The following is a 24,575-nucleotide window of genomic DNA, read 5'->3' as shown; positions in this document are numbered from 1 at the left end:
GCAGGTGAGAGTCGTACGCTGGAGCCATGTCGACCGACGCGCACCCCTCGACCGCCGCCACGGATTCCACAGACTCCACAGGCTCTGCTGACTCCGCTGATCCCGCAGCCGCTGTCCGGCGCGAACGGATCCTCGAGGATGTCGCCGCCCTGCGAGCCTCCTTCGACGCCGGCACCACGCGCAGCATCCCGGCGCGCCTCGCCCAGCTCGCGGCGCTGCAGAAGGGCTTGCGCGCCGAGCGCGGTCGGCTGACCAAGGCGCTCGCGCAGGATCTGGGCAAGTCCCGCCTCGAGAGCGCGATCACGGAGCTCGGCGTGGTCAGCGAGGAGATCTCGTACGTCTCCAAGCACCTCAAGAGCTGGCTGCGACCCGAGAAGTTCTCGATGGGCCTGCTGCTCGCGCCCGCGACCGGTGAGCTGCAGCGCGAACCGCTGGGCACCACCTTGATCATCGCCCCGTGGAACTACCCGGTGAACCTCACCCTCGCGCCCGTCGTCGCGGCGATCGCTGGCGGGAACACGGTGCTGCTGAAGCCCAGCGAGGTGGCCCCGGCGACCTCCTCCGCGATCGCGTACCTGGTCGCGACCCATCTCGACCCCGAGTGGGTGCGGGTGGTCGAGGGCGGCGTGGAGGAGACCACGCTCCTCCTCGAGCAGCGCTTCGACCTGATCTTCTACACCGGCAACGCCACCGTGGGCCGCATCGTGGCCCGCGCCGCCGCCGAGCATCTCACGCCCACCGTGCTCGAGCTGGGCGGGAAGTCCCCGGTGTTCGTGGACGACGGGGCGGACCTCGCCGTCGCGGCGCGACGCATCGTGTGGGGCAAGTTCACCAACGCCGGCCAGACCTGCATCGCCCCGGACTATCTGATGGCCACCCCGCGCACCATCGAGCGCCTCGTGCCGCAGCTGCGCAAGGCGGTGCGGGCGATGTACGGAACCCGTCCGGAGCGGGCCCGCGACTACGGCCGCATGGTCAACCGCAAGCACTTCGACCGCGTGCGCGCCCTCATCGACGACGACCGGGCGATCATCGGCGGCACCGGCACGGCGGACCGCCGCAACCGCTACCTGCCGCCCACGATCCTCACCGGCGTGGACTGGGACGATCCGGTGATGGACGAGGAGATCTTCGGCCCCGTGCTGCCGATCCTCGCCGTCTCCGGGGCCGACGAGGCGATCGCCCGGATCCGCGAGCGCGAGAAGCCGCTGACCGCCTACGTCTTCACCTCCCATCGGACGATCGAGGAGCGCTTCGCGACCCAGACGTCCTCGGGGTCCCTCGCGATCGGCCTGACCCTCGCCCACATCGGCACCCCGAGCCTGCCCTTCGGCGGCGTGGGGGAGTCCGGCATGGGCCAGTACCACGGCCGGGCCGGGCTCGAGACGTTCACCCACGCCAAGCCGATCGCCCGCAAGCCGCTCACCCCGGACACGCTGAAACTCGTCTACCCGCCGTACAAGGGCGCGAAGAAGGCCCTGCTGGGCCGGCTGTTCCGCTGATCAGCCTGCTCCACCGAGCACAGGGGATCCGCCGTGCAGGGGATCCGCCGTACGGCGGAGAAGGGTCCGCCGTGCGGTGGACCCTGTCCCCGCCCTTCGACTCGACCTGTTCCACCGTGCGGCCATGATCAGCGCAAACAGGGGTCCCGAGGTGGCGCCGCCCAGACTGGAGTTCTACCGTCGGGTGCAGCGACCCACCGCGGGCCGGCCGACGGAAGGACCCCACCACCATGACGATCCCGTCCCCAGGAGCTCCGCAGCACCCTGGTGCCGAGGAGCACGGAGCGCCCCGCAGCGAGGCGCCCGACCCGTTGCACCCGGGCGATCCCACCCTCGTCAACGGCTCCACCGTCCACGGCGTCCTCGGCAAGAAGGCGATCCGTCACCCCTGGGAGATGCGTCTGCTGGTGCTCGGAGTGGCGCTGACGATCCTCGGCTACCTCCTGTGGACCGCACTGCTGGTCACCACGGGCTACCTGTACTTCGCCGAGGGCCAGCGGACCGTCGACGAGCTGTGGAAGTACGTCGACTTCGTGCCGTTCGTCGCGCAGCTCGTGCTGATCCTTCCTCTCGCGCCGCTGATCTTCTGGTGGGTGCGCGCCACGATGTACGCGCAGCTGCGCACGAACGCGGTGCGGATGAGCCCCACCCAGTTCCCCGAGGGCTACCGGATGGTGGTCGAGGCCGCTCAGCAGTACGGGATGCGGCGCGTGCCCGATGCGTACGTGCAGCTGGGCAACGGCACGATCAACGCCTTCGCCTCCGGTCACGGCTTCCGCCGCTTCGTGGTGGTCTACTCCGACCTGTTCGAGATCGGGGGGAAGGTGCGCGACCCCGAGGCGCTGCGCTTCGTGATCGGCCACGAGGTGGGCCATCTCGCCGCCGGCCACGTCTCCTACTTCCGTCTCGTGTTCACCACGATCATCAACATGATCCCGATCCTGGGCCCGGCGCTCTCCCGCTCCCAGGAGTACACGGCGGACAACTTCGGCTACTCCTACGCCCCGGCCGGCTCTCCCGGCGTGGTGGCCGTGCTCTCCGGCGGCAAGTACCTGAACGCCGAGGTCAACGTGCACGAACTGGCCGACCGCGCCGCCACCGATCCCAGCTTCTTCGTGCACTGGGTGAACCTGCTGTCCTCCCACCCGGTGAACACCTGGCGCGCCCACGCCCTGCGCGACCGCTCCAAGCCCGGCTCGATGTGGATCCGTCCCACCGGCACCGCGTTCCAGTCGCCGCTGCCCCCGGGGCACGTGTGGTCCTCGCGCTTCCCGACCCCGGGCGATGCGCTTGCGATGCTGGACGACGCCGATCGCAGCCGCCCCGCCGGCAGCACCGACCAGTTCGGCCGCTTCCCGGGTGCCGATTATTCGGCGCGCCCCGCCACCCGTGATCTCCAGCTGGCTCCGCCGCAGCTCTCCGGCCGCACCAGCTACGTGATCCCGGCCGGTCCGTACCGCGACGACGCCCGCAGGGCACCGCGCCCTGCCGCGGCAGAGTCCCAGAGCTGGACGGGCGAGCAGCCCCCTCAGCACTGATCCGATCCATGCGCTGCTGATCCGGCGCGCGCACTGAGCCGACGGGGCGGGGCCGATGGCCCCGCCCCGTCGTCGTCATCTCTCGGAGCGGCGCCGGGGTGGGGGCGCTGCCTGCGACGACTCCGTCTGCGACGACTCTGCCTGCGACGACTCCGTCTCCGGTGCGCCGACGGGATCCACGGTTCCGATCGCCGCGACCAGCCCGGCGCGCACGATCGCCAGCTGGCGGTCGAACTGCTCGTCCGGCGTTCCCCGCACGTGGCCGCCGGCGCGCACCAACGGGGCATCGTCGCCGACGGCCGAGTCCCGGCGTTCGGGGTCGTAGCGGGTCGGGTCGGAGACGTCGGACTGCGCGCGCTCCTGCTCCTCGATCACGAAGCCGACCACGAAGGCCGTGATGGTCTGGACGGCGTCGAGGGCGTCCTCGAGGGCCAGGCCTCCGCGGGTCCAGCCCTCCAGCCAGGGCTCCTGCTCACGCAGCACACCGGGATCGGTCAGGCGCGTACCGCTGAAGCTGCGGGCCCCGTCGCGATGGGCGAGGTACTCGGCGCGCAGCACGCGGGCGTACCGGTCGAGGTCGTCGAGCCAGCTCCTGGAGGGGATGAGTCCTCGCAGGGAGGTCTGCACCCGGCGCTGGATCTCGGTGCCCATCTCATCGAGCAGCGCCTGCTTGTTGCGCACGTGCCAGTACAGGGCGGGCGCCTTGACGTCGAGGCGCTGCGCGACGGCGCGCACGGTCACCGCGTCGATGCCGCCGTCGTCGAGCACGTCGAGGGCCGCCGCCACCAGTCGTTCACGAGTGATTCCCTTGGCCATGCTTGACACCTTAACAACGTTAAGCGCACACTGACGACCTATTGAACTTAGTTAAGGAGCAATTCATGCGTGCCATCACTCTCGCGTCGGCCGATTCCCTGCCCGTCAGCACCGACTTCCCGGACCCCGATCCGCACTCCGGTCACGAGACCCTCGAGCTCGTCGGAGCGGGCCTGCACCAGGTGGTCCGGGCGCTCGCGACCGGCGCGCACTACGGCAGCTCCCACGAGTACCCCCTCGTGCCGGGCGTCGACGCCGTCGCACGCACAGGCGGCGGCCACCTCGTGTACGCCGCCGGGACGCGGTCGCCCTGGGGCACCATGGCGCAGCGACTCGCCCCCTCGATCACCCTCGATCTGCCGACGGACGCCGACCCGCTGGCCGTCGCCGCCGGGATGAACCCGGGGATGTCCGGGTGGATACCGCTCACGGTCCATCGTGACGAGCGGGGCGCGCTGGGCACGGTCCTCGTGCTCGGCGCCACCGGAATGGCAGGGAGCATGGCCGCGCAGGCCGCCCTCACGCTCGGTGCGCAGCGAGTCATCGGTGCGGGACGCGATGCGGGATCCCTGGAGTCGCTGCGTGAGGCCGGGGTGGAGACCGCCGACCTCGCCGACCCCCGTGCACTCGAGCAGACCCTCGCCGCCGGGGTGCCGGATCTTGTGCTCGATTACGTCTGGGGCCCGGTCGCCGAGGCCGCCTTCGCCGCGCTGGGCCGCGGTGGCTCGGGGCAGGGCGCCGCAGACATCTCCTACGTGCAGATCGGGTCGCTCGCCGGGGCGGAGGCATCCGTCCCGGCCTCGCTGCTGCGCAGCCGGCGCCTGCGCCTCAGCGGCAGCGGCCTGGGGTCGTTCTCGACGGAGCGACTTCACGCCGAGCTGCCCCGCCTCCTGGCGCACATCGCCGACGGCACCCTGCCGGTGCCGTACACCGTCTACCCGTTCGGCAGCATCGAGGAGGCGTGGGCGCACACAGGTCGCTCGCGCGCCGTCGTCGTCCCGGACTGAGCGTGGTCGGAGCTGGTGCGCTGTCCCTCTGCTCACCTCTCCCTCCTCAAATCTGCAGTCACTGCATAGGCTGGTGCGGTGATTCCCGACCCCAGCGCGCCGACTCCTCCGGTGCGTCGCAAGCCCCTGCTCGCCGTCCTCCTCGCTCCTCTGTTCATGGCGCTGATCGCCGTGAGCGTCATCAACGTCGCGCTCACCGCCATCGGCGAGAGCCTCGACGCCGATTCCGGGGGCCTGCAGTGGGTGATCTCGGGCTACGCGCTCGCCTTCGGCATGCTCCTCGTGCCCGCCGGTCGTGCGGGGGACGCCACCGGCAGGCGCCGCATGTTCGTGATCGGCGTCGGGATCTTCACGCTCGGCTCCCTGCTCAGCGGCCTCGCCCCGTCGGTCGAGACGCTCAACATCGCCCGCATCCTGCAGGGCCTCGGGTCCGGTCTGCTGAACCCGCAGACGGTCGCCCTCATCCAGCAGCACTTCCGCGGCCAGGACCGTGCCCGCGCCTTCGCACTGCTGGCCACCACGGTCGCCGTCGCGACCGCGATCGGCCCCGTGATCGGTGGCCTGCTGATCCAGATCCTCGGTCCCGACCAGGGCTGGCGCTGGATGTTCCTCATGAACATCCCGATCGGTCTGGTCGCGATCCTCGGCGCCTTCAAGTACATCCCCGACGACAAGGCCCGGGGGAAGTCCAGGCCGGACCTCGACCCCATCGGCACGGTCCTGCTGTGCCTGGCGATCCTGGGCGTGATGCTGCCCTTCCTCGAGCGCGGGGCCGGAGCCCTGGTGTGGCTGTCGTTCCCGGCGGGGCTGCTCGTGCTGGGCCTGTGGTGGGCGTGGGAGAAGCGCTACAAGCGCGGGGGCCGGCCCCCGATGGTGGACACCGCGATCTTCTCCAACCAGGCGTTCCGCAACGGCATCCTCGTGGTCTCGGTGTACTTCCTCGGCGCCACCAGCGTGTGGATCATCGTGCCGCTCTACCTGCAGATGCACCTCGGGCACACCGCCTTCGAGGCCTCGCTGATGGGCCTGCCCTCCTCGATCGCGGCGGCGATCTCGTCGCAGATCGCCGGGCGCTATGTGCTCACCTTCGGCCGACGGATGGTCATCGTGGGCTTCGGCGTCGCCTTCTGCGGCCTGCTGGGCACCGGCCTGCTGGCCGGGTTCGTGGAGAACGGATCGGTGCCCTTCTGGTGGCTCGCCGCACCGCTGATGCTGATGGGCCTCAGCCAGGGCATGACCATCTCCCCGAACCAGACCCTCACCCTGAACTCCGTGGACCCGCGCTTCGGCGGCGTCGCCGGTGGCATCCTGCAGCTGGGCCAGCGCACCGGCGCCGCGATCGGCACCGCGATGATCCCCGGGATCATCTTCTCCCTCACCCTGGGCGGCACTTCCTGGCTCGAGGCGTTCACCATCGCGCTGGTGATTATCATGGCGCTCACCCTGGCCGCGATGGGTGTGAGCTTCGCCGACCGCGCCCGGGAGAAGGCGGGCAAGGGCGCGCTGTAGCAGGCCGCCGGAAGCGGCCCGCGGGGAGGATTGCATGGGGGTGCGAGGACGTAAGCGTGCGGTGGGGCGTGCGCTGCCGCTCGGCTGGGGCGATGGGGCGGCGATGGCTGGCCCGTCGGGTTCCGCCCTCCGAGTCCGGTCCCGCCGTACACGGCGGCTGCTCGCGATCGGCTGCGTGCTCGCGCTGGTGGTCGCCCTGTTCGTCGGCCTGCCGCGGCTGCTCAGCAGCACCGCAGGGCCGGAGCGGGTGATCAGCGAATTCCTCCAGGCCGTGGTCGACGGCGACCTGGAGACCGTGCTTGCACAGACGGAGGATGCCCCGGACGCCAGCGCCGCAGCACTCACCGCGCAGGTCCTCGGCGAGGCCCGCGACCGCCTCGAGTCGTTCGAGATCCAGCAGGTCGAGGTCGCGGCCGACACCGCGACCGTCACCGCCTCGCTCCACACCCCAGCGGCCCGCAGCGAGGTCACCTTCACCCTGACCGCCACCGACGCCGGCCCCTTCTCGCCTCTGGCCTGGGAGCTGGCGCCGGTGGCACTTCCCGAGTTCGTGATCGACGTGCCGTTCGGGGCACAGGAGGTCGGGATCAACGGCGTCTCCTTCCCAGTCGCCGAGCTCGGCCTCACCGGCGTTCCGTACGAGTCACGGATCACGGTGCAGCTCCTGCCCGGGACCTACGAGATCTCCCTGCCCGAGTCGCGGCGCTGGCTGGAGGCAGAGCCGATCGCCCTCGAGGCCCCACCCGCCTTCCGGACCTGGCGCAAGCCCGTCCACGGCCTGCAGCACACCCTCGCCGAGGACGGGCTGCAGGAGGTGCAGCACCAGATCGACGCGGCGCTCGAGGAGTGCGCGACCGACACCTCGTCGGCGCCCGAGGGCTGTCCGTTCGCGGTGCCCGATCCCTCGAAGCCCGCTGCGCCAGAGCCCGCAGCCTCGGAGCCCGATGGTCCGGAAGGACCCTCCACGAACACCGCCTCGCAGGGCACCTGGACCCTCACGGACCCGCCCCGCGTCGAGGTGCACCCGGGGGACTCCTTCTTATGGATGGTGCACGGGGAGGGGACGGCCCAGTTCACTCCGGATGATCTGTCGGCCGAGGATCCAGCGACCGACCGGGGTGTGCAGGATGAGGCCGGGGCGGCGGCTGCGATCACGGTGCCCTTCGAGGTCGATGGCACGGTCACCATCGACGGTGACGGAGAGCTCGCCGTGGCCCTGCGCAGCACGGCCTCGTTCAGCTACGCCTACTGCGTCGACGAGGAGACCGGTCACTTCGACGGGGTCGTCGTCATCGACGATGCCGAGGTCACCTCCAGCTCCTGGGACGCCTGCGGTTGAGCCTCATCGAGCTGACCCGGCTTGGCCCGCACTGACCCGATGCGCCCGTACTGATCCGATGTGCCCGGTGCGCTCGGGAGGCCTTCGCGGTACTCTTCCTCCACGCGAGAGATTGGCCTCGGAGCGCGATGTGATCCCGGAGCGGAAGCAGACGCCCGGCCGGATCATCCGTACGGGATGGCCCGTTGCCGGCAGCATCGATGCGGCCGCTTCACAGACCACCCCGCCCCGCCCGGGGAGCGCCGATGAGCGGCTCGGTGCGGAGATCTCGCTCCGCCACCAGGGCAGTGTGCCGCGCCGCCGGAGGATCCGCACGAGGTCCCGGCTGCGCACCACGATCGCGACGATCACCGTGATCGGGCTCCTCCCCATCGCCCTGCCCTGGCTGCTGCTGCGACTTGAGGGCCCCGACGACGTCACACGGGAGTACCTCGACGCCGTGATCTCCGGTGACATGGAGACGGTGCGCCGCCACGTGCGCCCGGTGGAGGGGACCCTCGATATCGCGATCAGCGCCGCGGTCCACCGGGCCACCGCGGGCGGCATCGCCGGCTATGTGATCGACCGGGTCGACCTCCACGGCACCTCGGCCGAGGTCACCGCCACCCTCCGCAACCGCCGCGAGGAGCACCGCACCGTGCTGGCTCTGCACGCGACCAGCGCGGGGCCCTTCTCCCCGGTCACCTGGGAGCTGGAGCCCATCCACCTGCCGATCCTGACCGTCAGCCCGCTGACCGGGACCGATTCCCTCCTGCTGAACGGCCAGCAGTTCGAGATCCCCGAGGTGCTGTTCAGCGAGCGCGGCGCGAACCGGATCGGCGTGGTCCTGCATGTCCTGCCCGGCAGCTACGCGATCGAGCTGCCCCCGCCGCAGCCGCCCCTGACCTCCCGTCCCCGCGTGATCTATGTGCCGCCCGTCCTCGGCCAGTGGCAGACCGGCATGATCGACATCGACTACGGGCTCAGCCTGCCCGCCGAGGCGCGTGAGATCTGTGATCCGCAGCGAGATCGCGCAGTGCACCGAGAGCACCTCCCCGCGGCCGGCGGGATGCCCGATCGCGGTGGACCTGCCGGAGGGGACGGTCGGCTCCTGGAGCGTGACCCGGCAGCCCGAGATCGACTATGTGAACATGCTGGGGGACAGCTTCAAGTTCCGCGGTGAGCACCTGGTCGCGGAGTTCACCGTCAGCACGCCCGCCGACCGCTCTGCGCCGCCGCCGACGGTCCGGGCAGCACCGGCCTCCTCACCATCGTCCTCACCGCCCGCCACGCCGTCCACGCCGTCCACTTCACTGCTTCCGTCAGCGCCGTCCCTGGCCGTGCCGGCCGTCGCCCCGGACGGCGGCGCGGCGACGCCGTCGGAGCCGATGCCGGGTTCGGTCCACGCCACCTCCGCGCTCTTCGGCGCGAGCATCCGCCGAGTGGACGGCGGATATGAGCTCTCGGCCTGGAGCTACGCCGGGAACCGACCTCTGCCCCGGTGAAGTCTCCGGGAACCCTCGATGAACGGGCCGAGTATCCTGGGACATTCTGCTGCGCGATCGAGGACCGCTCGCCGGCAGTGCCCATCCCGCTGTCGGCCGGAGCCGTCCGACAGCCAGAGCCGGGAGCACCGTGAAAGAGTCGAAATCTGCCCCCACCGGGCGGACCCTCCCGCTGGGCTGGACCCGGCCCGAGGGGGAGCCGGCCGCGCTGCGCGGGCCTGGCACCGGCGAGATTCCCGCCACCGGGACCGGCGGTGGCACAGGACGTGTCAGCGCCGCCGATCCTGGCTCCGGTAGGCGAACGCGCCGCCGCGGAGTCGCGCTCGCCGGTGCGATCTGCGCGGTGCTCGTCCTCGTGCTGGTGCTGCCGCGGCTGCTGATCGGTGGTGCCTCGCCGGAGGATCCGGTGAGGGCATTTCTCGATGCGCTCGTGGCCGGCGATGTCGCGACCGTGCGCGAGCACCTCGCGGACTCCGCGGAGACGAGCGATATCGCCCTCACGGAGGAGGTGCTGCGTGCCGCGACCGACAGGATCACCTCCTACACGATCGATGCCGTCGAGACCGGCGGTGGGCAGGCCACGGTCACCGCGTCGCTGAGCTCGGGGACGAGTGTCGAGCAGGCCAGCTTCACCGTGCGCTCCCAGGCCACCAGCTCCTTCGCCCCGGCGACGTGGGAGCTCGTACCGGTGGTGGCGACGGAGTTCGTGGTTACCGTGCCGGAGGGGGTCCGGGAGCTGCTGATCAACGCGGTCCCGATCCCGCTGTCGGGGCAGCCGAGCCGGGAGGGCATGTACGGCCAGCAGCTCCTGATCCTGCGCCTGCTGCCGGGCAGCTACGAACTGGGGCTGCCCGCACGCAGCGAGCGCCTGTTCCCGGTCGTCGAGAAGGTCTCCATCCCGATGCAGAGGGAGCAGCTGCGCCGAGCCGGGGCGGTGCTGGGCTATGAGCTCTCCACGCAGGGCTTCGAGGAGGTCACCGCACAGGTCGAGGCGACCCTCGAGAAATGCGCGGCCGCCACGGTGGCGGCCCCGCCGGAGTGCCCCTTCTTCGCCTTCACCGACGACCGCCCCGATGGACCCGTCGGGAGCGCTGGGGTCATGGATGCCGAGGAGCCCTCCGCAGTGCCGGGGACCTGGCAGGTCACCTCTCCGTCGAGCTACCAGATCGATCGCTGGATCAGCGCGTCCTGGAACATCACGAGCGACACCGGGTACGCGGTGTTCACCTCCGCGCCGGGCGCCGACGGCAGCGCGGGGACGTCGCAGATCGTTCCCTTCGTCATCGACGGGATCGTCGTGCTCGATCCCTCGGGGGAGCTGCACATCGCGCTGTCCCAGGGCCTCCTCCTGAACATCGTCACCTGCATCGACGTGGACGACGGGAGTCGCGAGACCGTCACGTGGCCCCTCGAGGGGGAGTCGGTCGCGGTCTGCCAGGACGGAGAGTGACCGGGCGGCCAGGGCTCAGCGGGAGTGCTGTGCTCTGCGTCCCGGCCATCGCAGCCGCTCGAGCGGCAGGAACGCCGCCCAGCAGATCGCGGTGGGCAGGAAGTGGATCCCCAGGAGCACCAGCGTGGACAGATGGAAGCCGAGGTAGAGCGCGACGGCGATGTAGAGGGCCCTCCCGCGCAGGAACAGCACCACCGGGGAGAGCGCCTCGAGGGCGAGCCCGGCCCACTGCGCAGGCACGAACACCCACGGGGTCACCTCCACCAGCCAGTGCGCCAGGGCGCTGCCGCGACGGATCGAGGCCCAGGTGAGGATCGCACTGTTGCCCCAGTTCGCGAGCGATCCGGAGTACAGGAGCTTGGGGACCACCGAGAAGAAGTAGGTCGCGATCACCGCGAGCTGGATCGCGCGCAGCGCCCAGCCTGCCGCTTCACTGGTACTGGTACTGGTACTGGCAGCCGGGGGAAGCGTGCCCGCGGGGCCGGTGCTCTCGGCCCCCGCGACGGTGGGCAGCACCGCCACCGCGACCATCAGCGCCATGTGGTCGTGGGCGATGTAGCCGTAGGAGTTGCTGTAGAGCATCCACAGCCAGAAGGCGAGTGCGACCACGGCGCCGGACAGCCGCGGCCGCCGGCCCGCGATCGCCGCCGCGCACCCGGCGAGGATCAGCACCAGCAGGGTGTACGCCAGCGGCGTGGTCACCGCCGGCAGGTGCAGCAGCCGCGCGAGCGCGAGCGGCGTGTAGAACCCGGCGTTGTTCGCGTGGGAGAGGACATCGCGCGAGAAGGTCAGCACATCCAGCACCACGAAGGCGTAGATGATCACCCGCAGCACCCTGATCCGGGCCAGGGGCAGGGCCGGGAACAGGATCGACCGCAACCGGGGCCGGGTGCCCCCCGAGGGTCGGGAGGCCGCAGCAGAGGTGGTGCTCATGGGGCCTTCCAACGGACCACCTCGACGAGCTCCTCCTCGCCATGGGCGGTGCCGCCCTGCAGGGACGTGATCCGCTGGCACAGCACCAGCGCATCCAGCGGCTCCTGCTCGGGGTGACGCCGGTCGTACTCGGCGGCCAGCGGGGCCAGCAGCTGCGGGTCGGACTCGATCGCCGGGAGATTGTTCTCCACGTCGGCCCGCTCGATGCCCACGCTCCGCGGTCCGAAGCGGATGTCGAAGGGCTCTCCGTCGCCGCGGATGCCCTGCAGGCAGGTGTTGACCACCTCTCCGTCGGGGTCGGTGCCGGAGGAGAACTGGTCCAGGACCCCGAAGGGGAACAGATCGTTCGAGCGGGTCAGCCCGCCCACCGTCAGCACCCCCACGCACAGCAGCACCGCCAGCAGCCGCCAGGCCATGGCGGCGGGGGCGAGGCGGACGGGGGGCGGCACGTGTCGAGGATATCGGGAAGGCCCGGCGTGCTCAGCGCAGCAGCGCGGCGACCTCATGGAGCATCGTCGGCTGCCACCAGGCCCAGTCATGGCCGCCGCTGTGTGCGTCCAGGGTGACGTCCAGGGCGGTGCCGTGCTGCGCGGCGCCGGTGACGAGTCCCTCGTGCAGCGCTCGGGAGCGGGCGGGCATGTCCCCCTCGTACCGGCCCACCTGGAGCCGCAGCCGCAGCGGTCCCGACGTGCTGCGCGCGGCTGCGCGCAGCAGCGGCGCGGTCAGGGCGCCCGCGGGATAGCGCCACAGCGAGACCGACTGCGCGATCACCGCCCCGATCAGCTGCGGGGCGCGGGCCACGGCGAAGAGTGCGGTGAGGCCGCCGAAGCTGGAGCCGGTGACGATCGTGCGTGCGGGATCGGCGGTGACGAGCACGCGCGCGCGTCCCCGGCCCGTGCCGAGACCGTACGCACGCAGGGAGGGCACCAGCTGCTCCGCGATCCACCGGGCATGCCCGCCGGGTACCCCGAGCACCTCGCCGCGCTGTGGTCCGGAGTCCACGAACACCGCAGCCAGCGGCGGCAGCACCCCGGCGGCGACGCCTCGGGCGAGCAGCGTCGGCGTGTCCAGATGCTCCACGTGCTGCGCGCCGTCGGTGAGGATGAGCAGGGGCAGCGGAGCTTCGGGGTCGAGGCCCTCGCAGCCCGCGTCCCCCGGGCGCGAGGCCCACCACCGGGTGCGCGGCCCGTCGCTCGGGGAGGCGAGCGGGAGCACCCGGGGGCCGGGACCCTCCGTCTCCGCGGCGCTCGGCGCGAAGGGTGCGTCGTCGGGGAGCGCGATGACCGAGCGCGCCGCCCCGCCGCGTCCGGCCCGGTGCCGGCGCGGGTTCCCCGGGTCGGGCACCACCTCCACGCCGGGTGCCTTCATGCCGGCGCTGCGCCACGGCGGCTCGCCGGGCCCGCGGTGCACTGCGAACCCATAGCTCGCACGCCAGTCCGCGGGGACCTCGAACACGCCCTCCCAGCGGCCGTTCCCCTGCGGCCGCAGCTCGCAGGCATCCGCCGGGGAAGGGTGCCACCAGCCGCTCGCCTGCAGCGCCACCGCGCTCGCCGCCTCTGCGGTGTGGCGGATGCGCACCAGGGCGCCCTCGCCCTCGCGCCGGAGCAGGTGCGGACCCGCCCCGTCAGCGGCGTCGTGCGCGCTGCCGTGCGCGCTGCCGTGCGCGGTGTCGTCGCGCCGACGGATCGGCGTCGGCTCCTCGCGTCCGGGAGGACGGGGCAGCGGCTCCCACAGCTCGGCGGGGAACAGCTGGTCCTCGGTCGCGGGGGTCATGGGCGGCTCCTGGTCTGGGCCCGCCAGGGCGGGACGGGAGGGGGGAGGGGCGGTGCGAGATCCCCGGGGACGGTCCTGCGGGTCACCGATTCCGGGGCGGCACCCGTGACCTGGCGGAAGGCGCGGGAGAAGCCGCTGGCGTGGGCGAAGCCCATGCGTCGGGCCACCGTCTTCACCGGCATCCCGGCGGCGAGCAGATCCTCCGCCTGCTCCGCCCGCACCTGGTTCCGCCAGCTCACGAACCCGGTGCCGGTCGCCTCCCGGACGGCGCGCTCGAGCGTGCGACGGTGGGGGCAGGGCGCGGTCGCGCCGCCCTCCAGACGCTCCCAGGTCGCCGGCGACCAGCTCCCGGCCGGGTCCCGGATCACCCGCTCGCGCAGCAGGTCCACCGGTGCCGGGGCGCCGCCGTCGAGGCGCAGCACGCCGGTGCGCTGCACGAGGCCGGCCAGCGCTCGCGGCAGCGCGGTCTCGTCGAAGCCCGGAGGTCGCAGCGCCGAAGAGCCGGCGACCGCATGATGCTCCGCGCGCAGCCGCGTCCGCGCCGGCAGGTACATGAGCTCGATGCGCCCCTCCGCCCCGTCGAGGGAGAGCCCGGTCCCGTGATGGAACACGGGCAGAGCGACACCCGCCTCCCGGGTGAGGATCCGGTGCGGCACCCCCGGCGGCACCGCGAGCGCCATGTGCTCGGCCAGGTCCACCGCGGCGCAGCCCCCGGCCACATCGCGGACCATCACGGTGGCCGGCCCGAAGGCGGCGATCACCAGCACGTGCTCGTCCCGGTTGGTGACCCATTCGATGTGCGAGGTGGGAGGAGGGCGCATCCGGTGCGAGGCCCCGCCGGCCATCCGCGAGCGGACCGCCTCTCCGAGTGCCCGCAGGCGGGACTCCGCGGGGCGCAGATCCGTCGTGCCCGCCACGGAGAGCGCCAGCAGCGCGGCCGCGAGGCCCCGGTCCACCTCGACCACCGGGCTCCCTGTCGGCGAACCGGTCCCGGGCGCGCCGCGCGGCGGCAGGAAGACGGGATGCAGGAGCGTCCCGGCGGGGACCTCGACGGTGTGCCGCTGCCCCGCGCGGAGCAGCAGGGCGCTGTCGGCAGGCACCGCGAGAGGGCGTGCCTCCTCTGCACCGGGCACTGCGTCGGACACTCCGACGCGCGCGCACCCGGTGCGGCACCACAGCACCAGATCGGCCTCGGCGTGCACGCGCGGGCGGAGGCGCACGGTGCGCGGCAGGGTGGTCGCCGCTGCGCCGCCGCGGTCCGGTGTCGCGATCGGATACGTGATGGCCTCCTCCGTGTGGTCCCACCGATGTAGCTGAGGCTTACCTTACTAGGGGCTGCGCGTCGACCGCCGCCCAGCGCACCCTCTCGAGCGAAGGACCCATCGTGCCCCTGCACCTCACCCGCCGTCATGCCCTCACCGCCCTCGGCGCCGCCGGACTCGGCGGCCTCGCCGCCGCCTGCGGCACCGGCGCCGACGGAGACGCCGCGGCCGCGGAGGACGCCGCCGCCCCGGACGCCTCGCGCGTGCCCGCCGGTGAGGGCGCCACCACCTACCCGCTCGAGCTGGTCTCCCCCTTCGGCACCACCACCCTCGAGGAGCGTCCCTCCCGGATCGCGGTCGTCTCCGGCATCCAGGACCTCGAGGCCGTGCTCGCCCTCGGCGCCTTCCCGGTGATCACCGATGAGATCTTGACCCCGTGGCAGCGCGAGGCGATGGAGGGCCACGAGGTCGAGGAGTACGACATCTGGGCCGATGCCGGCCTGCCCCTCGAGCAGCTCCTCGCCGCCGCCCCCGATCTCATCGTCGCGACCACCTACGGCAGCCTCGACCAGGACTTCGAGCGGCTCGCGCAGATCGCCCCGGTCCTGACCATGGAGTCCTACGAGGACCAGGAGTCCTGGGAGTACGACTGGCGGGACGTGATCCGTCGGGTCGGCCTCGCCCTCGACCTCGCGCAGACCGCCGAGCGCGTCGTCGAGGAGACCGAGCAGCTCGCCGTGGACACCGCTGCCGCCCACCCCGAATGGCAGGGCACCACCCTCTCCTTCGTGCTCAACCGCGGCGAGCAGGCCGGCATCTCCGTCTCGAACTACACCGGCTCCGTCGTCGAGGAGGTCGCCACGTCCTGGGGCTTCGCCCCGCAGCCGCAGGCCGACGCCCTCGCCGCCGCCCAGGGCGACGTCAGCCTCGAGAACCTGGACATGATCGAGGCGGATCTCGTGGTGATCGCCCAGCATGGAGGCCACGGCACGCCCGAGGAGGCACAGGCGTGGCTCGAGGCCAACCAGCTGTACCAGTCCCTGCCGGCCGTGCAGGAGGGACGGGTCGCGATCATCGAGCCCGACGAGGACGGCACCCTCCCCATCGCCTGGGGCTTCGACTACCCCAATGCGCTCTCGACCCCCTGGACGGTCGCGAAGTTCTCCGAGGCCGTCGCGCCGGTCCTCGGGTGAGCACGGCGACCACGGCGGCGCCGGGACGGCCGCACCGCGGTGCCCCAGCTCGGCCGGCCCGCCGCCGCGGTCGGCGGGCCGTCGGCCTCACCGCAGCGGCGCTGGTCGTCCTGCTGCTGCTGGCTGTGGCCTGCTCGATCGCGGTCGGGGCGCGGGAGGTGGCCGTCCTGGACGTGCTGCGCGCTGAGCTGGGGGTGGAACTCGTCGTGGATCCCGACGAGCGCTACATCGTGCTGTCCATGCGGGTGCCGCGCAGCCTGACCGCCCTCGCCGTCGGCGCCGCCCTCGGTGTCGCGGGGGCGCTCGTGCAGGCCCTGACCCGCAACCCTCTCGCCGACACCGGCATCCTCGGGGTCGACGCGGGCGCCGCCTTCTCCGTCACCCTCGGCATCGCCCTCACGGGCGTGGTGGGCATCAGCGGCTATGCCTGGTTCGCCTTCGCCGGCGCGCTGCTCACCACCGTCGCGGTGCACCTCATCGGCGCGACCGGCCGCTCCGGCCCCGACCCGCTGCGCCTGGTGCTGGCGGGCCTCGCCCTCGGCGCCGTGCTCAGCGGCATCACCGGGATGGTGACCCTCGCCGATCCCGACACCTTCGACGCCATGCGCTCCTGGACGGTGGGCACCCTCGAGAACCGCGGCACCGCCCACCTGCTGCCGATGCTCCCGTATCTCGGCCTCGGAGGGCTGCTGGCCCTGGCCTGCGCCGGCTCGCTGAACGCCCTCGCGCTCGGGGACGAGGTGGCCATCGCCCACGGCGTGCCCGTGCGCGCCGTGCGCGTCGCGGTGATCGCGGCGATCACCCTGCTGGCCGGGAGCGCGGTGGCGATCTGCGGCCCGATCGGCTTCGTGGGGCTGATGGTGCCGCACGTGATCCGCTGGTGCGTGGGCCCGGACCAGGTGCGGCTGCTGCCGCTGAGCGCCCTCGGCGGTGCCGTGCTGCTGCTGGCCGCGGACGTGCTCGGACGTGTCCTGGTGGCGCCCGCGGAGATGCCCGCCGGGGTGGTCACCGCCTTCGTCGGCGCCCCGGTGCTGATCGTGCTGGTGCGCGCGCGCAGGAGGCTGAGCGGGCTGTGACCGACCTCGACCGCCGCCCGGCCGTGCTCTCGGCGCACCGGGACCGCTTCCTCCACCTCGCCCTGGGCCCGGTGCGGCTCCGCCTCGAGCGCCGGGCGCTGCGCCTGTCCGCCGTGCTGCTGCTGACGGGGGCCGTGGTGAGCCTGCTCGCCCTGATGCTCGGGGACTACCGCCTCTCCGGGCAGCAGGTGTTCGCTGCGCTCGCCGGGCGGGGCGACGAGATCACCACGGTCATCGTCCGGGACTGGCGCCTCCCGCGAGCCCTCGCCGCCCTCGTGTTCGGCGCCGCGCTCGCCGTCTCCGGCGCCGTGTTCCAGTCCCTCACCCGCAATCCCCTGGCCAGCCCCGACATCATCGGCTTCTCCACCGGCTCGTACACCGGGGCGCTGCTGGTGCTGCTCGTGCTCGGCGGTGGCTACCTGCAGGTCGCGGCCGGGGCGATCACCGGCGGCATCGCCACGGCGCTGGTGATCTATGTGCTCGCCCACCGCCGCGGGATGCAGGGCTTCCGCCTGATCATCGTCGGCATCGCGGTCTCCTCCATGCTCGGCGCGCTGAACTCCTATCTGCTGCTGGTCGCGCGGCGCGAGATCGCCCTCGGCGCCGCGATCTGGGGAGCCGGGTCCCTCGCGAGCGTCGACACGACCATGCTGCGGTGGGGCACGCTCGCCATCGGCCTGCTGCTCGCCCTCGTCGCGACCGTCGCCCCGGCCCTGCGGGAGCTCGAGCTGGGCGACGATGTCGCCCTCGCTCACGGGGTGGTGAGGCGGCGCGTCTGGGCCGTCGCCGTGGTCGCGGGCGTGGCGCTGACCGCCGTGGTCACTGCGGCCTGCGGGCCGATCGCCTTCGTGTCCCTGGTGGCGCCCCAGATCGTCCGGCGCCTCGCGGGACAGGGCGATGCCCCGCTCGTGCCCACCGCCCTGCTGGGCGCGGTGCTGCTGGGCGCCGCCGACCTGGTGGGCCAGCACGCCCTGCCCCAGCCGGTGCCCGTGGGCCTGGTGACCGTCGTGGTCGGCGGCTGCTACCTGCTCCATCTGATCCTGCGCGAGAGGCGCCGACGGCGCCCCTGACCCCCGCCCCTGCGCCTCCCTTCCCGCCCTGCCCCTGCCGATCCCTGACCCCGCCCCGTTCGAGAGGAACCCCTGTGCGCTCCCTGCGAGACTGGACCTTCTACCCCATCACCACCCGCGAGCTGGTGGTGCGCGCCGCCGTCGACGTGACCCCGGCGATGCGCCGCGTCACCCTGGGCGGCCCCGGCCTGGCGGCGCACACCGCCCCCTCCGGCCACCGCGTGCAGGCCTTCCGCTCCGACGGCTTCGACGACGAGTTCAAGCTGTTCCTGCGCCATCCCGAGGAGCCCGTCGCCCTGGTGCCCGCGCAGCTCGACGGCGTGCTCGACTGGCCGCGCCACCCTCACCTGATCTCCCGCACCTACACCGCTCGGCGCTGGGACCAGGGCGCTCAGGAGCTGGACGTGGACCTGGTGCTGCACGGGGACGGGCCCGCAGCGGCCTGGGCGCGCACGGTGCAGGTCGGGGACAGCGTGCAGATCGCCGGCCCGAAGATGTCCGGCACCCATCCCCGCGGGGCGGACTGGTCGCTGATCGTGGGCGACGAGACCGCGCTGCCGGCGATCGGCCGCTGGCTCGAGGAGTTCCCCGAGGGGGCACGGGCGCAGGTGTTCGTCGAGGTGGGGGAGGACTCGCACCGTCAGGAGCTGACGGTGCCGGAGGGGGTGGAGCTCACCTGGCTGGTGCGCGAGGGCGCCCCGGCGGGGTCCACCAGCCTCCTGTTCGACGCCGTCCGCGCCGCCCCCTGGTGGCCGGGCACGGTGTTCGCCTGGGCGGCGGGGGAGGCTCTGACCCTCGCCCCGCTCCGCCGCTGGCTGCGCCGTGAGAAGCAGCTCGACCCCGAGCAGCTCGACGTCACCGGGTACTGGCGCCGGCCCGCCGCCGCGGACTCCTCGGGCCCCGCGGAGGCCACCGGCGGAGCCCTCCCCGGGGGTGCCGAGCCGTCGGGCGACGGCTCCATCGAGAAGGTCGCGACGGCTGCGGCGGCCGCGACCGGTCCGGAGGAGTCGGCCCCCGGGGCCGAGCCCCAGGAGGACGAGGATCTGCTCCACGCCGCCGAGCTGGTGGGCCCGATGGCGCTGCGGATCGCCGCCACGATCGGCCTCGGCTCCCACCTCGCCGACGGCCCGGCGACCACCGCCGAGCTCGCCGCACGCAGCGGCTGCTCCGAGAGCGGTCTGTCGCATCTGCTGCGCTATCTCGAGGCCATCGGGATCGTGCAGCGTGACAGGCGTGACAGGGAGGCATCCGGCACCTGGTGCTGGGTCTTCACCGCCCGCGGGCTCGAGATGAGCGACGAATGGTACGAGGACCGCCTGCGGCTGGACGGCCCCCACGGGCTCGAGCAGCTCGCGATCCTCGGCCTGCTGCGTGCCGTGCGCACCGGAGTCGGCGCCGACGTCGAGCAGGTGCTGGAGGGGCTCGGCATCGTCGAGGCGTCGACCCGGCACCAGCGGCGGCAGGACCGGCTGCGGGCGGAGGCCGACCGTGCCGTCTTCCTGGCCGGCCCGCTCGCGGAGGCGGAGGCGCTCGCCGACTGGTCCGCGCTGCGGATCTCGGGGCGTGGGGCCGACGAGATCGCCCTTGCCCTGCGCCGTGCGCGACCTGCGGCAGAGCTGTCGGTGCTGGTGGATCCGACGGACGCCGAGGCGATGCGCGAACGGCTCGCCGGCGCCGCCGTCACCGTCGAGGAGCAGGGGCTGTTCGCCCCGTCGCCGAGCCCGGCGGACGCTCATCTCCTGGTGGACCTGCTGGACCGCTATCCGGACGATGCCGCGATCGCGGTGCTGCGCGCCGCAAGGGCGGCCTGCGGCGGCGGGCGCGTGGTGCTGGTGGGCGAGGCGCTCGAGGACGAGGCGCTGGACGAGCACGAGTGCGAGGACGATCTGCTCGCGTTCGCCCGGGGCGAAGCGGGGCTGCGCACCCGCGCCGAGCGCGACGAGCTGGTGCGCCGGGCCGGTCTCGAGGTCGTCTCGGCCTCGAGCGTGGGATGGGGGTTCGATGTCCGCGTCCTCGCCTGAACCCGTGGGGCAACGCCCGGTGCTCGGCGTCGAGCAGGTGACCCTCGGTTACGGCGAGCGGGCGATCTCACGCGACCTCGACCTGCAGATCCGGCCCGGCTCCTTCACCGTGATCCTCGGCCCCAACGCCTGCGGCAAGTCGACGCTGCTGCGGTCGCTCGCGCGGGTGCTGACCCCGTCGGCGGGCCGCATCGTGCTGGACGGGAAGGATCTGCACCGCCTGCGCGCCCGGGACGTCGCCCGCCGGCTGGGTCTGCTGCCCCAGACCGCGCTCGCCCCCGACGGGATCACCGTCGTCGACCTCGTCTCGCGGGGTCGGTTCCCGCATCGCAGCCTGGTGCGCCGCTGGACTGACGAGGACGACGCCGCCGTCGAGCGCGCCCTGGCCGCCACCCGCACCGTCGAGCTCGCCGACCGCCTCGTGGACGAGCTCTCCGGTGGCCAGCGGCAGCGGGTCTGGGTGGCGATGCTGCTCGCACAGGAGACCGAGCTGATGCTGCTGGACGAGCCGACCACCTTCCTCGACATCGCCCACCAGTACGAGCTGCTCGAGCTGCTGCGGGGCTTCCACGAGCACGGGCGCACCCTCGTCGTGGTCCTCCACGACCTCAACCAGGCCGCGCGCTACGCGACCGACCTGGTGGTGATGCACGAGGGCGAGGTGGTGACCACCGGGGCACCGCAGGACGTGGTCACCCCCGCGCTGCTGCGGGACGTCTTCTCGCTGGACTGCCTCGTGGTGCCCGATCCCGCCTCCGGCACCCCCATGGTGGTCCCGACGGTTTGTACTCGATAATTCCCCGGGTGTCATTCTCCGAGGTGCCATTCTCGGTAAAAGTTTCACCAAGCAATGGCTCGGACTTGGCATCGAACTGACCGGAAGTGCTGGTGGGACGGGCACGGTGGGGGAGGGTCGACGCCCGTCGTCGGCCGCACTCTTCCCCGCCCCTTCCCCCGTGGCCGTCCTCAGGAGCCCCCGAATGCCTGCACCCGCCCGTGTCCCCACCCATCGTGCCGACGGCTCCGCGGTGTACTTCCACGGCCTCCGCGTGGCCCCGAAGATGGCGGCCGCGACCGGCGGCGCCGTGATCGCGGCCGGCCTGGGCATCTCCGGGGCCGGGGTCGCCACCGCCGATACCGGTGTCTGGGACAAGGTCGCCCAGTGCGAGTCCGGCGGCAACTGGTCGATCAGCACGGGCAACGGCTACTACGGAGGGCTCCAGTTCTCCCCTTCCACCTGGAAGGCCTTCGGCGGCCACGAGTTCGCGAGCCAGGCGAACCAGGCCACGAAGTCCGAGCAGATCGCCATCGCCCAGCGCACCCTGCATGAGCAGGGCCCCGGAGCGTGGCCCACCTGCGGCAAGCGGGCAGGTCTCACCAGGTCCAACGGTGGCGCGGATGCGAACGCCCAGCCCGGCGGCCGCGAGGACTCGGCCTCCCGCGACGACGTGCGCACCAGCCCCGGCGCACTCGCGGTCGACGGCAAGTTCGGGGCGGCGACCACCCGCTCGCTCGAGGCCTGGGTGGGCGTGAGCCAGGACGGCTCGCTCTCGACCGCCGACATCAAGGCGCTGCAGTCCAAGGTCGGTGCCACCGCCGACGGGAAGATCGGCGCCGAGACCACCACCAAGCTCCGTGCGGCGATGGGCCTGAGCGGCAACGGCGCCTGGGACTTCCGCTCGAACTACGCGACCGTGAAGGCGCTCCAGTCCTTCCTCAACAGCGGAGCTCCGGCCGCGAGCGCCCCCGCGCCCTCGGCACCGACCGCCCCGGCTCCCTCGGCGCCGAGCAGCGGCGCACTCGTCGTGGACGGGAAGTTCGGTCCGGCCACCACCCGTGCGCTCGAGGCCTGGGTGGGCGTGAGCCAGGACGGCTCGCTCTCGACCGCCGACATCAAGGCCCTGCAGTCCAAGATCGGTGCCACCGCCGACGGGAAGATCGGCGCCGAGACGACGGCGAAGCTCCGTGCCGCGATCGGCCACGGCAGCAACGGCGTGTGGGACTTCCGCACCAGCTACTCCACCGTGAAGGCGCTGCAGGAGCACCTCAACGGCTGAGCCGCCGCAGGCGGGAGCCCCGCTCAGCTCCGACACCTGACGCAGCGCGCCGACCCTTCGGGGTTGGCGCGCTGCGTCGTGCTGTCTCTTTCCAGGACGTCCCTGTGGCCGTAACCCCTCGTTCCGAGGGGTCTCCTCGCGGCGCAGAGTGCAGTGCATCTCCCATTCCTCCACGAGGAGAGGTATAGTCGCATTTCAGACAAGCCGGACAAGCAGGGCAAAACGGACATCAGATGGGTGTGGGTCGCGATGGTGCGGACGGACCCGCTCCCGGTGCTGGGCCTGACCGCTCCATCCCGGCTCCGATCGCTGAGAGGTGCACGTGGCATTACCGCAGACAGTCAAAGCTGCTGGACCCTCGGTCCCTCTGCTCGGCGGTCGATCTCCGCTGCGAGCCTCCACCTGGTCCGCGCGTCCTCGCCGCAAGGACCGCAGCGATGACCGCCTGGTCGTCTCCATGATCGTCGCGGCGGACCTCCTGGCGCTCGCGGTGGCCTGCGTGATCGCGGTCCTGATCCGGCAGAACCTCGCGTTCCTGGATTCCGCTCCGAACCTCTCCGGTTACGTGGTGCGCACATCGGTGGTGATCGCCACCGCCTGGATGCTCGCCATTCTGATCTCCGGCGCGTCGAACCCCCGACTGGTGTCCGCTGGACCCGAGATCTACCGCAACGTGCTGGTGGGAAGCCTCGGAGCGGTGGGGCTCACCGGTGCGGTGCTCTTCCTTGCGGATATCCCGCTCTCCCGCCCCTACTTCGTCGCCCTGTTCCTGGTGGGTCCCCTGCTCCTGCTGCTGGTACGGGTGTTGGCCCGGCGCTGCGTGAACGTTGCCCGCGCCCGGGGGCACCTGCGCTCGCAGGTGCTCGTGGTCGGCTCCACCGGGCATGTGCGCGGCATCGTGCGCACCCTGACCCGAGAGGTCTGGCTGGGCTACGACGTGGTCGGTGCCATCACCCCGATCAGCGATGCGCGCCGCGGCGAGGGCGCCGGCGTGCCGATCCTCGGCGACGAGTCCCAGCTGCTGGATCTGGTGCGCGCGCAGCAGCCTGACGTCGTGCTGTTCACCGCCGGCTCGTCGGCGAGCGCCGAGGAGTTCCGTCGCGTCGCCTGGGAGCTCGAAGGGATCGAGGTCGGAGTCATCGTGGTCCCGGGCATCAGCGAGATCTCGGGCGACCGGATCCGGATGCGGCCTGTGGCCGGACTCCCGCTGGTGCACATGGACCTGCCGCGCGCCCGCAAGGCGCTGCGCTGGAGCAAGCGGCTGTTCGACATCGCCGCGAGCGCTCTGCTGCTGCTGATCCTGGCGCCGGTGCTCCTCATCGTGGCACTCTTCGTGCACCTCGGCGATGGCGGCGCGGTCATCTTCCGTCAGCAGCGCGTGGGCCGCACCGGCGAACCCTTCGAGTTCCTGAAGTTCCGCTCCATGGTGGTCGATGCGGAGGCCCGCCGGGCCGAGCTCGAGCAGCTCGCGCGCGACCGCGGCAACGACGTGCTGTTCAAGATGTCCGATGACCCCCGCATCACCCGGGTGGGCAAGCTGCTGCGCCGCTATTCCCTCGACGAGCTGCCCCAGCTGTGGAACGTGCTGCGGGGTGACATGAGCTTGGTCGGCCCGCGGCCCGCCCTGCCCCAGGAGGTCAGCGGGTATGACGGGGACGCGCACCGGCGCCTGGCCGTGCGGCCCGGGATCACCGGGCTCTGGCAGGTCTCCGGTCGCAGCGACCTCTCCTGGGATGACACCGTTCGACTGGATCTGTTCTACGTCGACAACTGGTCCTTCATGCAGGACCTCCTGATCCTGGTGCGCACTGCGCGCGCCGTGCTGGCCTCCCGAGGGGCGTACTGAGCGACGCTTTCCCCGGGGCGAGGTGACGCCCTCGCGTGAGGGAAGTGCTGAGCCCTCATGCGGGGGCGTTCCGCTGTCCTGAGCAGGGCTGGGCCGGGGGGAGTGGGCGACGGTGCCGGCGGCTCCCGAAGGGGCTCGAGCGTCTCATGTGCGGAGGAAGGGGACCCCGGTGATGAACATGTCATCACCGGGGTCCCGGATGCTGCGGAGTGCTGGTCGGAGGATTCAGCTGACTCCGGCTGACTGGAGCTCAGCGGAGGCGGTGATCGCGGCGAGCGCCCGCCGCAGGGCGGTGCTGGAGGTGTGGACGGTGTAGGGGAGGTATCGCACCTCGACCCCCACCTCGGCGAACTGCTCCTCCAGCAGGAGCCCCTTGGGGGTGCCGCGCCAGTCGTCGCCCTTGAAGAAGTGCGTGAAGCGCATGTCTCGCCAGGCATCGAGCTTCGACGGGGTGGTCTCCACGTAGACCCGATCCACGAAGCGCAGGTTGCGCACGATTTCGGCACGCTCTCCGGTGGGGATCACGGGCTCGATGCCCTTGACCTCGCGCAGCATTTCGTCGCTCACCACGCCGGCGATCAGCACATCGCAGTGCTGCTTGGCACGGCGGAGCAGATTCAGGTGCCCCACATGGAAGAGGTCGAACGCTCCTGCTGCGTATCCGATCCGCATAGTGACCTCCCGGTCCGTCCCGCCGAC

Annotated in this window: 21 protein-coding genes; 15 read left to right on the top strand and 6 right to left on the bottom strand. The window is 72.3% G+C overall.

Going from position 1 to position 24,575, the window contains the following annotated elements; translation table 11 throughout:
• The first annotated feature begins 26 nt into the window (after nucleotides 1-26).
• Nucleotides 27-1,502: an aldehyde dehydrogenase family protein gene (locus tag INT49_RS00565; RefSeq protein ID WP_193115785.1), complete on the top strand. Its 1,476-nt coding sequence runs from the start codon at nucleotides 27-29 to the stop codon at nucleotides 1,500-1,502.
• Between the two features lie 230 nt (nucleotides 1,503-1,732).
• Complete coding sequence (locus INT49_RS00560; RefSeq protein WP_193115784.1) at nucleotides 1,733-3,040, top strand: M48 family metallopeptidase; 1,308 nt, start codon at nucleotides 1,733-1,735, stop codon at nucleotides 3,038-3,040.
• 75 nt (nucleotides 3,041-3,115) lie between these two features.
• Here the strand turns inward: INT49_RS00560 and INT49_RS00555 are convergent, their stop codons facing one another.
• The gene (locus tag INT49_RS00555) at nucleotides 3,116-3,856 is read right to left on the bottom strand and encodes a TetR/AcrR family transcriptional regulator C-terminal domain-containing protein (protein ID WP_193115783.1); all 741 of its coding nucleotides are present in this window, start codon (nucleotides 3,854-3,856) and stop codon (nucleotides 3,116-3,118) included.
• Between the two features lie 65 nt (nucleotides 3,857-3,921).
• Between INT49_RS00555 and INT49_RS00550 the strand changes: the two genes are divergently transcribed.
• The 6 genes from INT49_RS00550 to INT49_RS00525 all read left to right on the top strand — a co-directional run bounded on the left by INT49_RS00550 (nucleotide 3,922) and on the right by INT49_RS00525 (nucleotide 10,645).
• On the top strand, nucleotides 3,922-4,863 hold the full coding sequence (locus INT49_RS00550) for an NAD-dependent epimerase/dehydratase family protein (RefSeq protein WP_193115782.1): 942 nt from the start codon (nucleotides 3,922-3,924) through the stop codon (nucleotides 4,861-4,863).
• Between the two features lie 78 nt (nucleotides 4,864-4,941).
• Nucleotides 4,942-6,372: an MFS transporter gene (locus INT49_RS00545; RefSeq protein ID WP_193115781.1), complete on the top strand. Its 1,431-nt coding sequence runs from the start codon at nucleotides 4,942-4,944 to the stop codon at nucleotides 6,370-6,372.
• A 40-nt stretch (nucleotides 6,373-6,412) separates the two neighbouring features.
• Nucleotides 6,413-7,711: a hypothetical protein gene (locus INT49_RS00540; RefSeq protein ID WP_193115780.1), complete on the top strand. Its 1,299-nt coding sequence runs from the start codon at nucleotides 6,413-6,415 to the stop codon at nucleotides 7,709-7,711.
• Between the two features lie 130 nt (nucleotides 7,712-7,841).
• Complete coding sequence (locus INT49_RS00535) at nucleotides 7,842-8,873, top strand: hypothetical protein (protein WP_193115779.1); 1,032 nt, start codon at nucleotides 7,842-7,844, stop codon at nucleotides 8,871-8,873.
• A complete protein-coding gene (locus INT49_RS00530) occupies nucleotides 8,809-9,195 on the top strand; it encodes a hypothetical protein (RefSeq protein ID WP_193115778.1) in 387 nt (128 codons plus the stop codon). Before INT49_RS00535 ends, INT49_RS00530 begins: the two co-directional genes overlap by 65 nt.
• Nucleotides 9,196-9,325: 130 nt before the next feature.
• The gene (locus tag INT49_RS00525) at nucleotides 9,326-10,645 is read left to right on the top strand and encodes a hypothetical protein (protein ID WP_193115777.1); all 1,320 of its coding nucleotides are present in this window, start codon (nucleotides 9,326-9,328) and stop codon (nucleotides 10,643-10,645) included.
• 15 nt (nucleotides 10,646-10,660) lie between these two features.
• On the opposite strand, the gene INT49_RS00520 is transcribed toward INT49_RS00525, so the two are convergent.
• Genes INT49_RS00520 through INT49_RS21490 form a run of 4 tightly spaced genes read right to left on the bottom strand, consistent with a single transcriptional unit; the run spans nucleotide 10,661 to nucleotide 14,571 of the window.
• Nucleotides 10,661-11,578 carry an HTTM domain-containing protein gene (locus INT49_RS00520; protein ID WP_193115776.1) on the bottom strand — a complete coding sequence of 306 codons (918 nt, stop codon included), beginning with the start codon at nucleotides 11,576-11,578 and terminating at the stop codon, nucleotides 10,661-10,663.
• Complete coding sequence (locus INT49_RS00515; protein WP_193115775.1) at nucleotides 11,575-12,027, bottom strand: hypothetical protein; 453 nt, start codon at nucleotides 12,025-12,027, stop codon at nucleotides 11,575-11,577. Before INT49_RS00515 ends, INT49_RS00520 begins: the two co-directional genes overlap by 4 nt.
• A gap of 31 nt (nucleotides 12,028-12,058) precedes the next feature.
• The gene (locus INT49_RS00510; RefSeq protein ID WP_193115774.1) at nucleotides 12,059-13,351 is read right to left on the bottom strand and encodes an alpha/beta hydrolase-fold protein; all 1,293 of its coding nucleotides are present in this window, start codon (nucleotides 13,349-13,351) and stop codon (nucleotides 12,059-12,061) included.
• Nucleotides 13,348-14,571, bottom strand: coding sequence for an AraC family transcriptional regulator (locus tag INT49_RS21490; RefSeq protein WP_193115773.1), 1,224 nt, complete (start codon nucleotides 14,569-14,571; stop codon nucleotides 13,348-13,350). The genes INT49_RS00510 and INT49_RS21490 overlap by 4 nt, the downstream gene beginning before the upstream one ends.
• A 164-nt stretch (nucleotides 14,572-14,735) precedes the next feature.
• Here INT49_RS21490 and INT49_RS00500 point away from each other — a divergent pair, with 164 nt between their 5' ends.
• The 7 genes from INT49_RS00500 to INT49_RS00470 all read left to right on the top strand — a co-directional run bounded on the left by INT49_RS00500 (nucleotide 14,736) and on the right by INT49_RS00470 (nucleotide 23,876).
• Nucleotides 14,736-15,806 (top strand): ABC transporter substrate-binding protein, encoded by a 1,071-nt coding sequence (locus tag INT49_RS00500; RefSeq protein WP_193115772.1) that lies wholly within the window; start codon nucleotides 14,736-14,738, stop codon nucleotides 15,804-15,806.
• Nucleotides 15,803-16,882, top strand: a complete 1,080-nt coding sequence (locus INT49_RS00495) for a FecCD family ABC transporter permease (protein ID WP_193115771.1) — start codon at nucleotides 15,803-15,805, stop codon at nucleotides 16,880-16,882. The genes INT49_RS00500 and INT49_RS00495 overlap by 4 nt, the downstream gene beginning before the upstream one ends.
• Entirely contained in the window at nucleotides 16,879-17,952 is a 1,074-nt protein-coding gene (locus tag INT49_RS00490) for a FecCD family ABC transporter permease (protein WP_319021460.1), read from the top strand. The genes INT49_RS00495 and INT49_RS00490 overlap by 4 nt, the downstream gene beginning before the upstream one ends.
• A gap of 74 nt (nucleotides 17,953-18,026) precedes the next feature.
• Nucleotides 18,027-19,973, top strand: coding sequence for an SIP domain-containing protein (locus tag INT49_RS20945; protein ID WP_319021459.1), 1,947 nt, complete (start codon nucleotides 18,027-18,029; stop codon nucleotides 19,971-19,973).
• A gap of 4 nt (nucleotides 19,974-19,977) precedes the next feature.
• Nucleotides 19,978-20,769 carry an ATP-binding cassette domain-containing protein gene (locus INT49_RS00480; protein ID WP_441446241.1) on the top strand — a complete coding sequence of 264 codons (792 nt, stop codon included), beginning with the start codon at nucleotides 19,978-19,980 and terminating at the stop codon, nucleotides 20,767-20,769.
• Nucleotides 20,770-20,953: 184 nt separating this feature from the next.
• Nucleotides 20,954-22,030, top strand: coding sequence for a transglycosylase family protein (locus tag INT49_RS00475; protein WP_193115769.1), 1,077 nt, complete (start codon nucleotides 20,954-20,956; stop codon nucleotides 22,028-22,030).
• Nucleotides 22,031-22,352: 322 nt separating this feature from the next.
• The gene (locus tag INT49_RS00470) at nucleotides 22,353-23,876 is read left to right on the top strand and encodes a sugar transferase (RefSeq protein ID WP_319021458.1); all 1,524 of its coding nucleotides are present in this window, start codon (nucleotides 22,353-22,355) and stop codon (nucleotides 23,874-23,876) included.
• A 225-nt stretch (nucleotides 23,877-24,101) separates the two neighbouring features.
• Here INT49_RS00470 and INT49_RS00465 read toward each other — a convergent pair whose 3' ends face one another.
• Nucleotides 24,102-24,548, bottom strand: coding sequence for an adenylyltransferase/cytidyltransferase family protein (locus tag INT49_RS00465; protein WP_193115768.1), 447 nt, complete (start codon nucleotides 24,546-24,548; stop codon nucleotides 24,102-24,104).
• Nucleotides 24,549-24,575 lie beyond the last annotated feature (27 nt).

Origin of the sequence: Brachybacterium tyrofermentans (assembly GCF_014897585.1) — a bacterium.
GTDB classification, from domain to species: domain Bacteria; phylum Actinomycetota; class Actinomycetes; order Actinomycetales; family Dermabacteraceae; genus Brachybacterium; species Brachybacterium tyrofermentans.
Note: the sequence above shows the minus strand (reverse complement) of the source record. Positions and strands in the feature narration are given on the sequence as shown.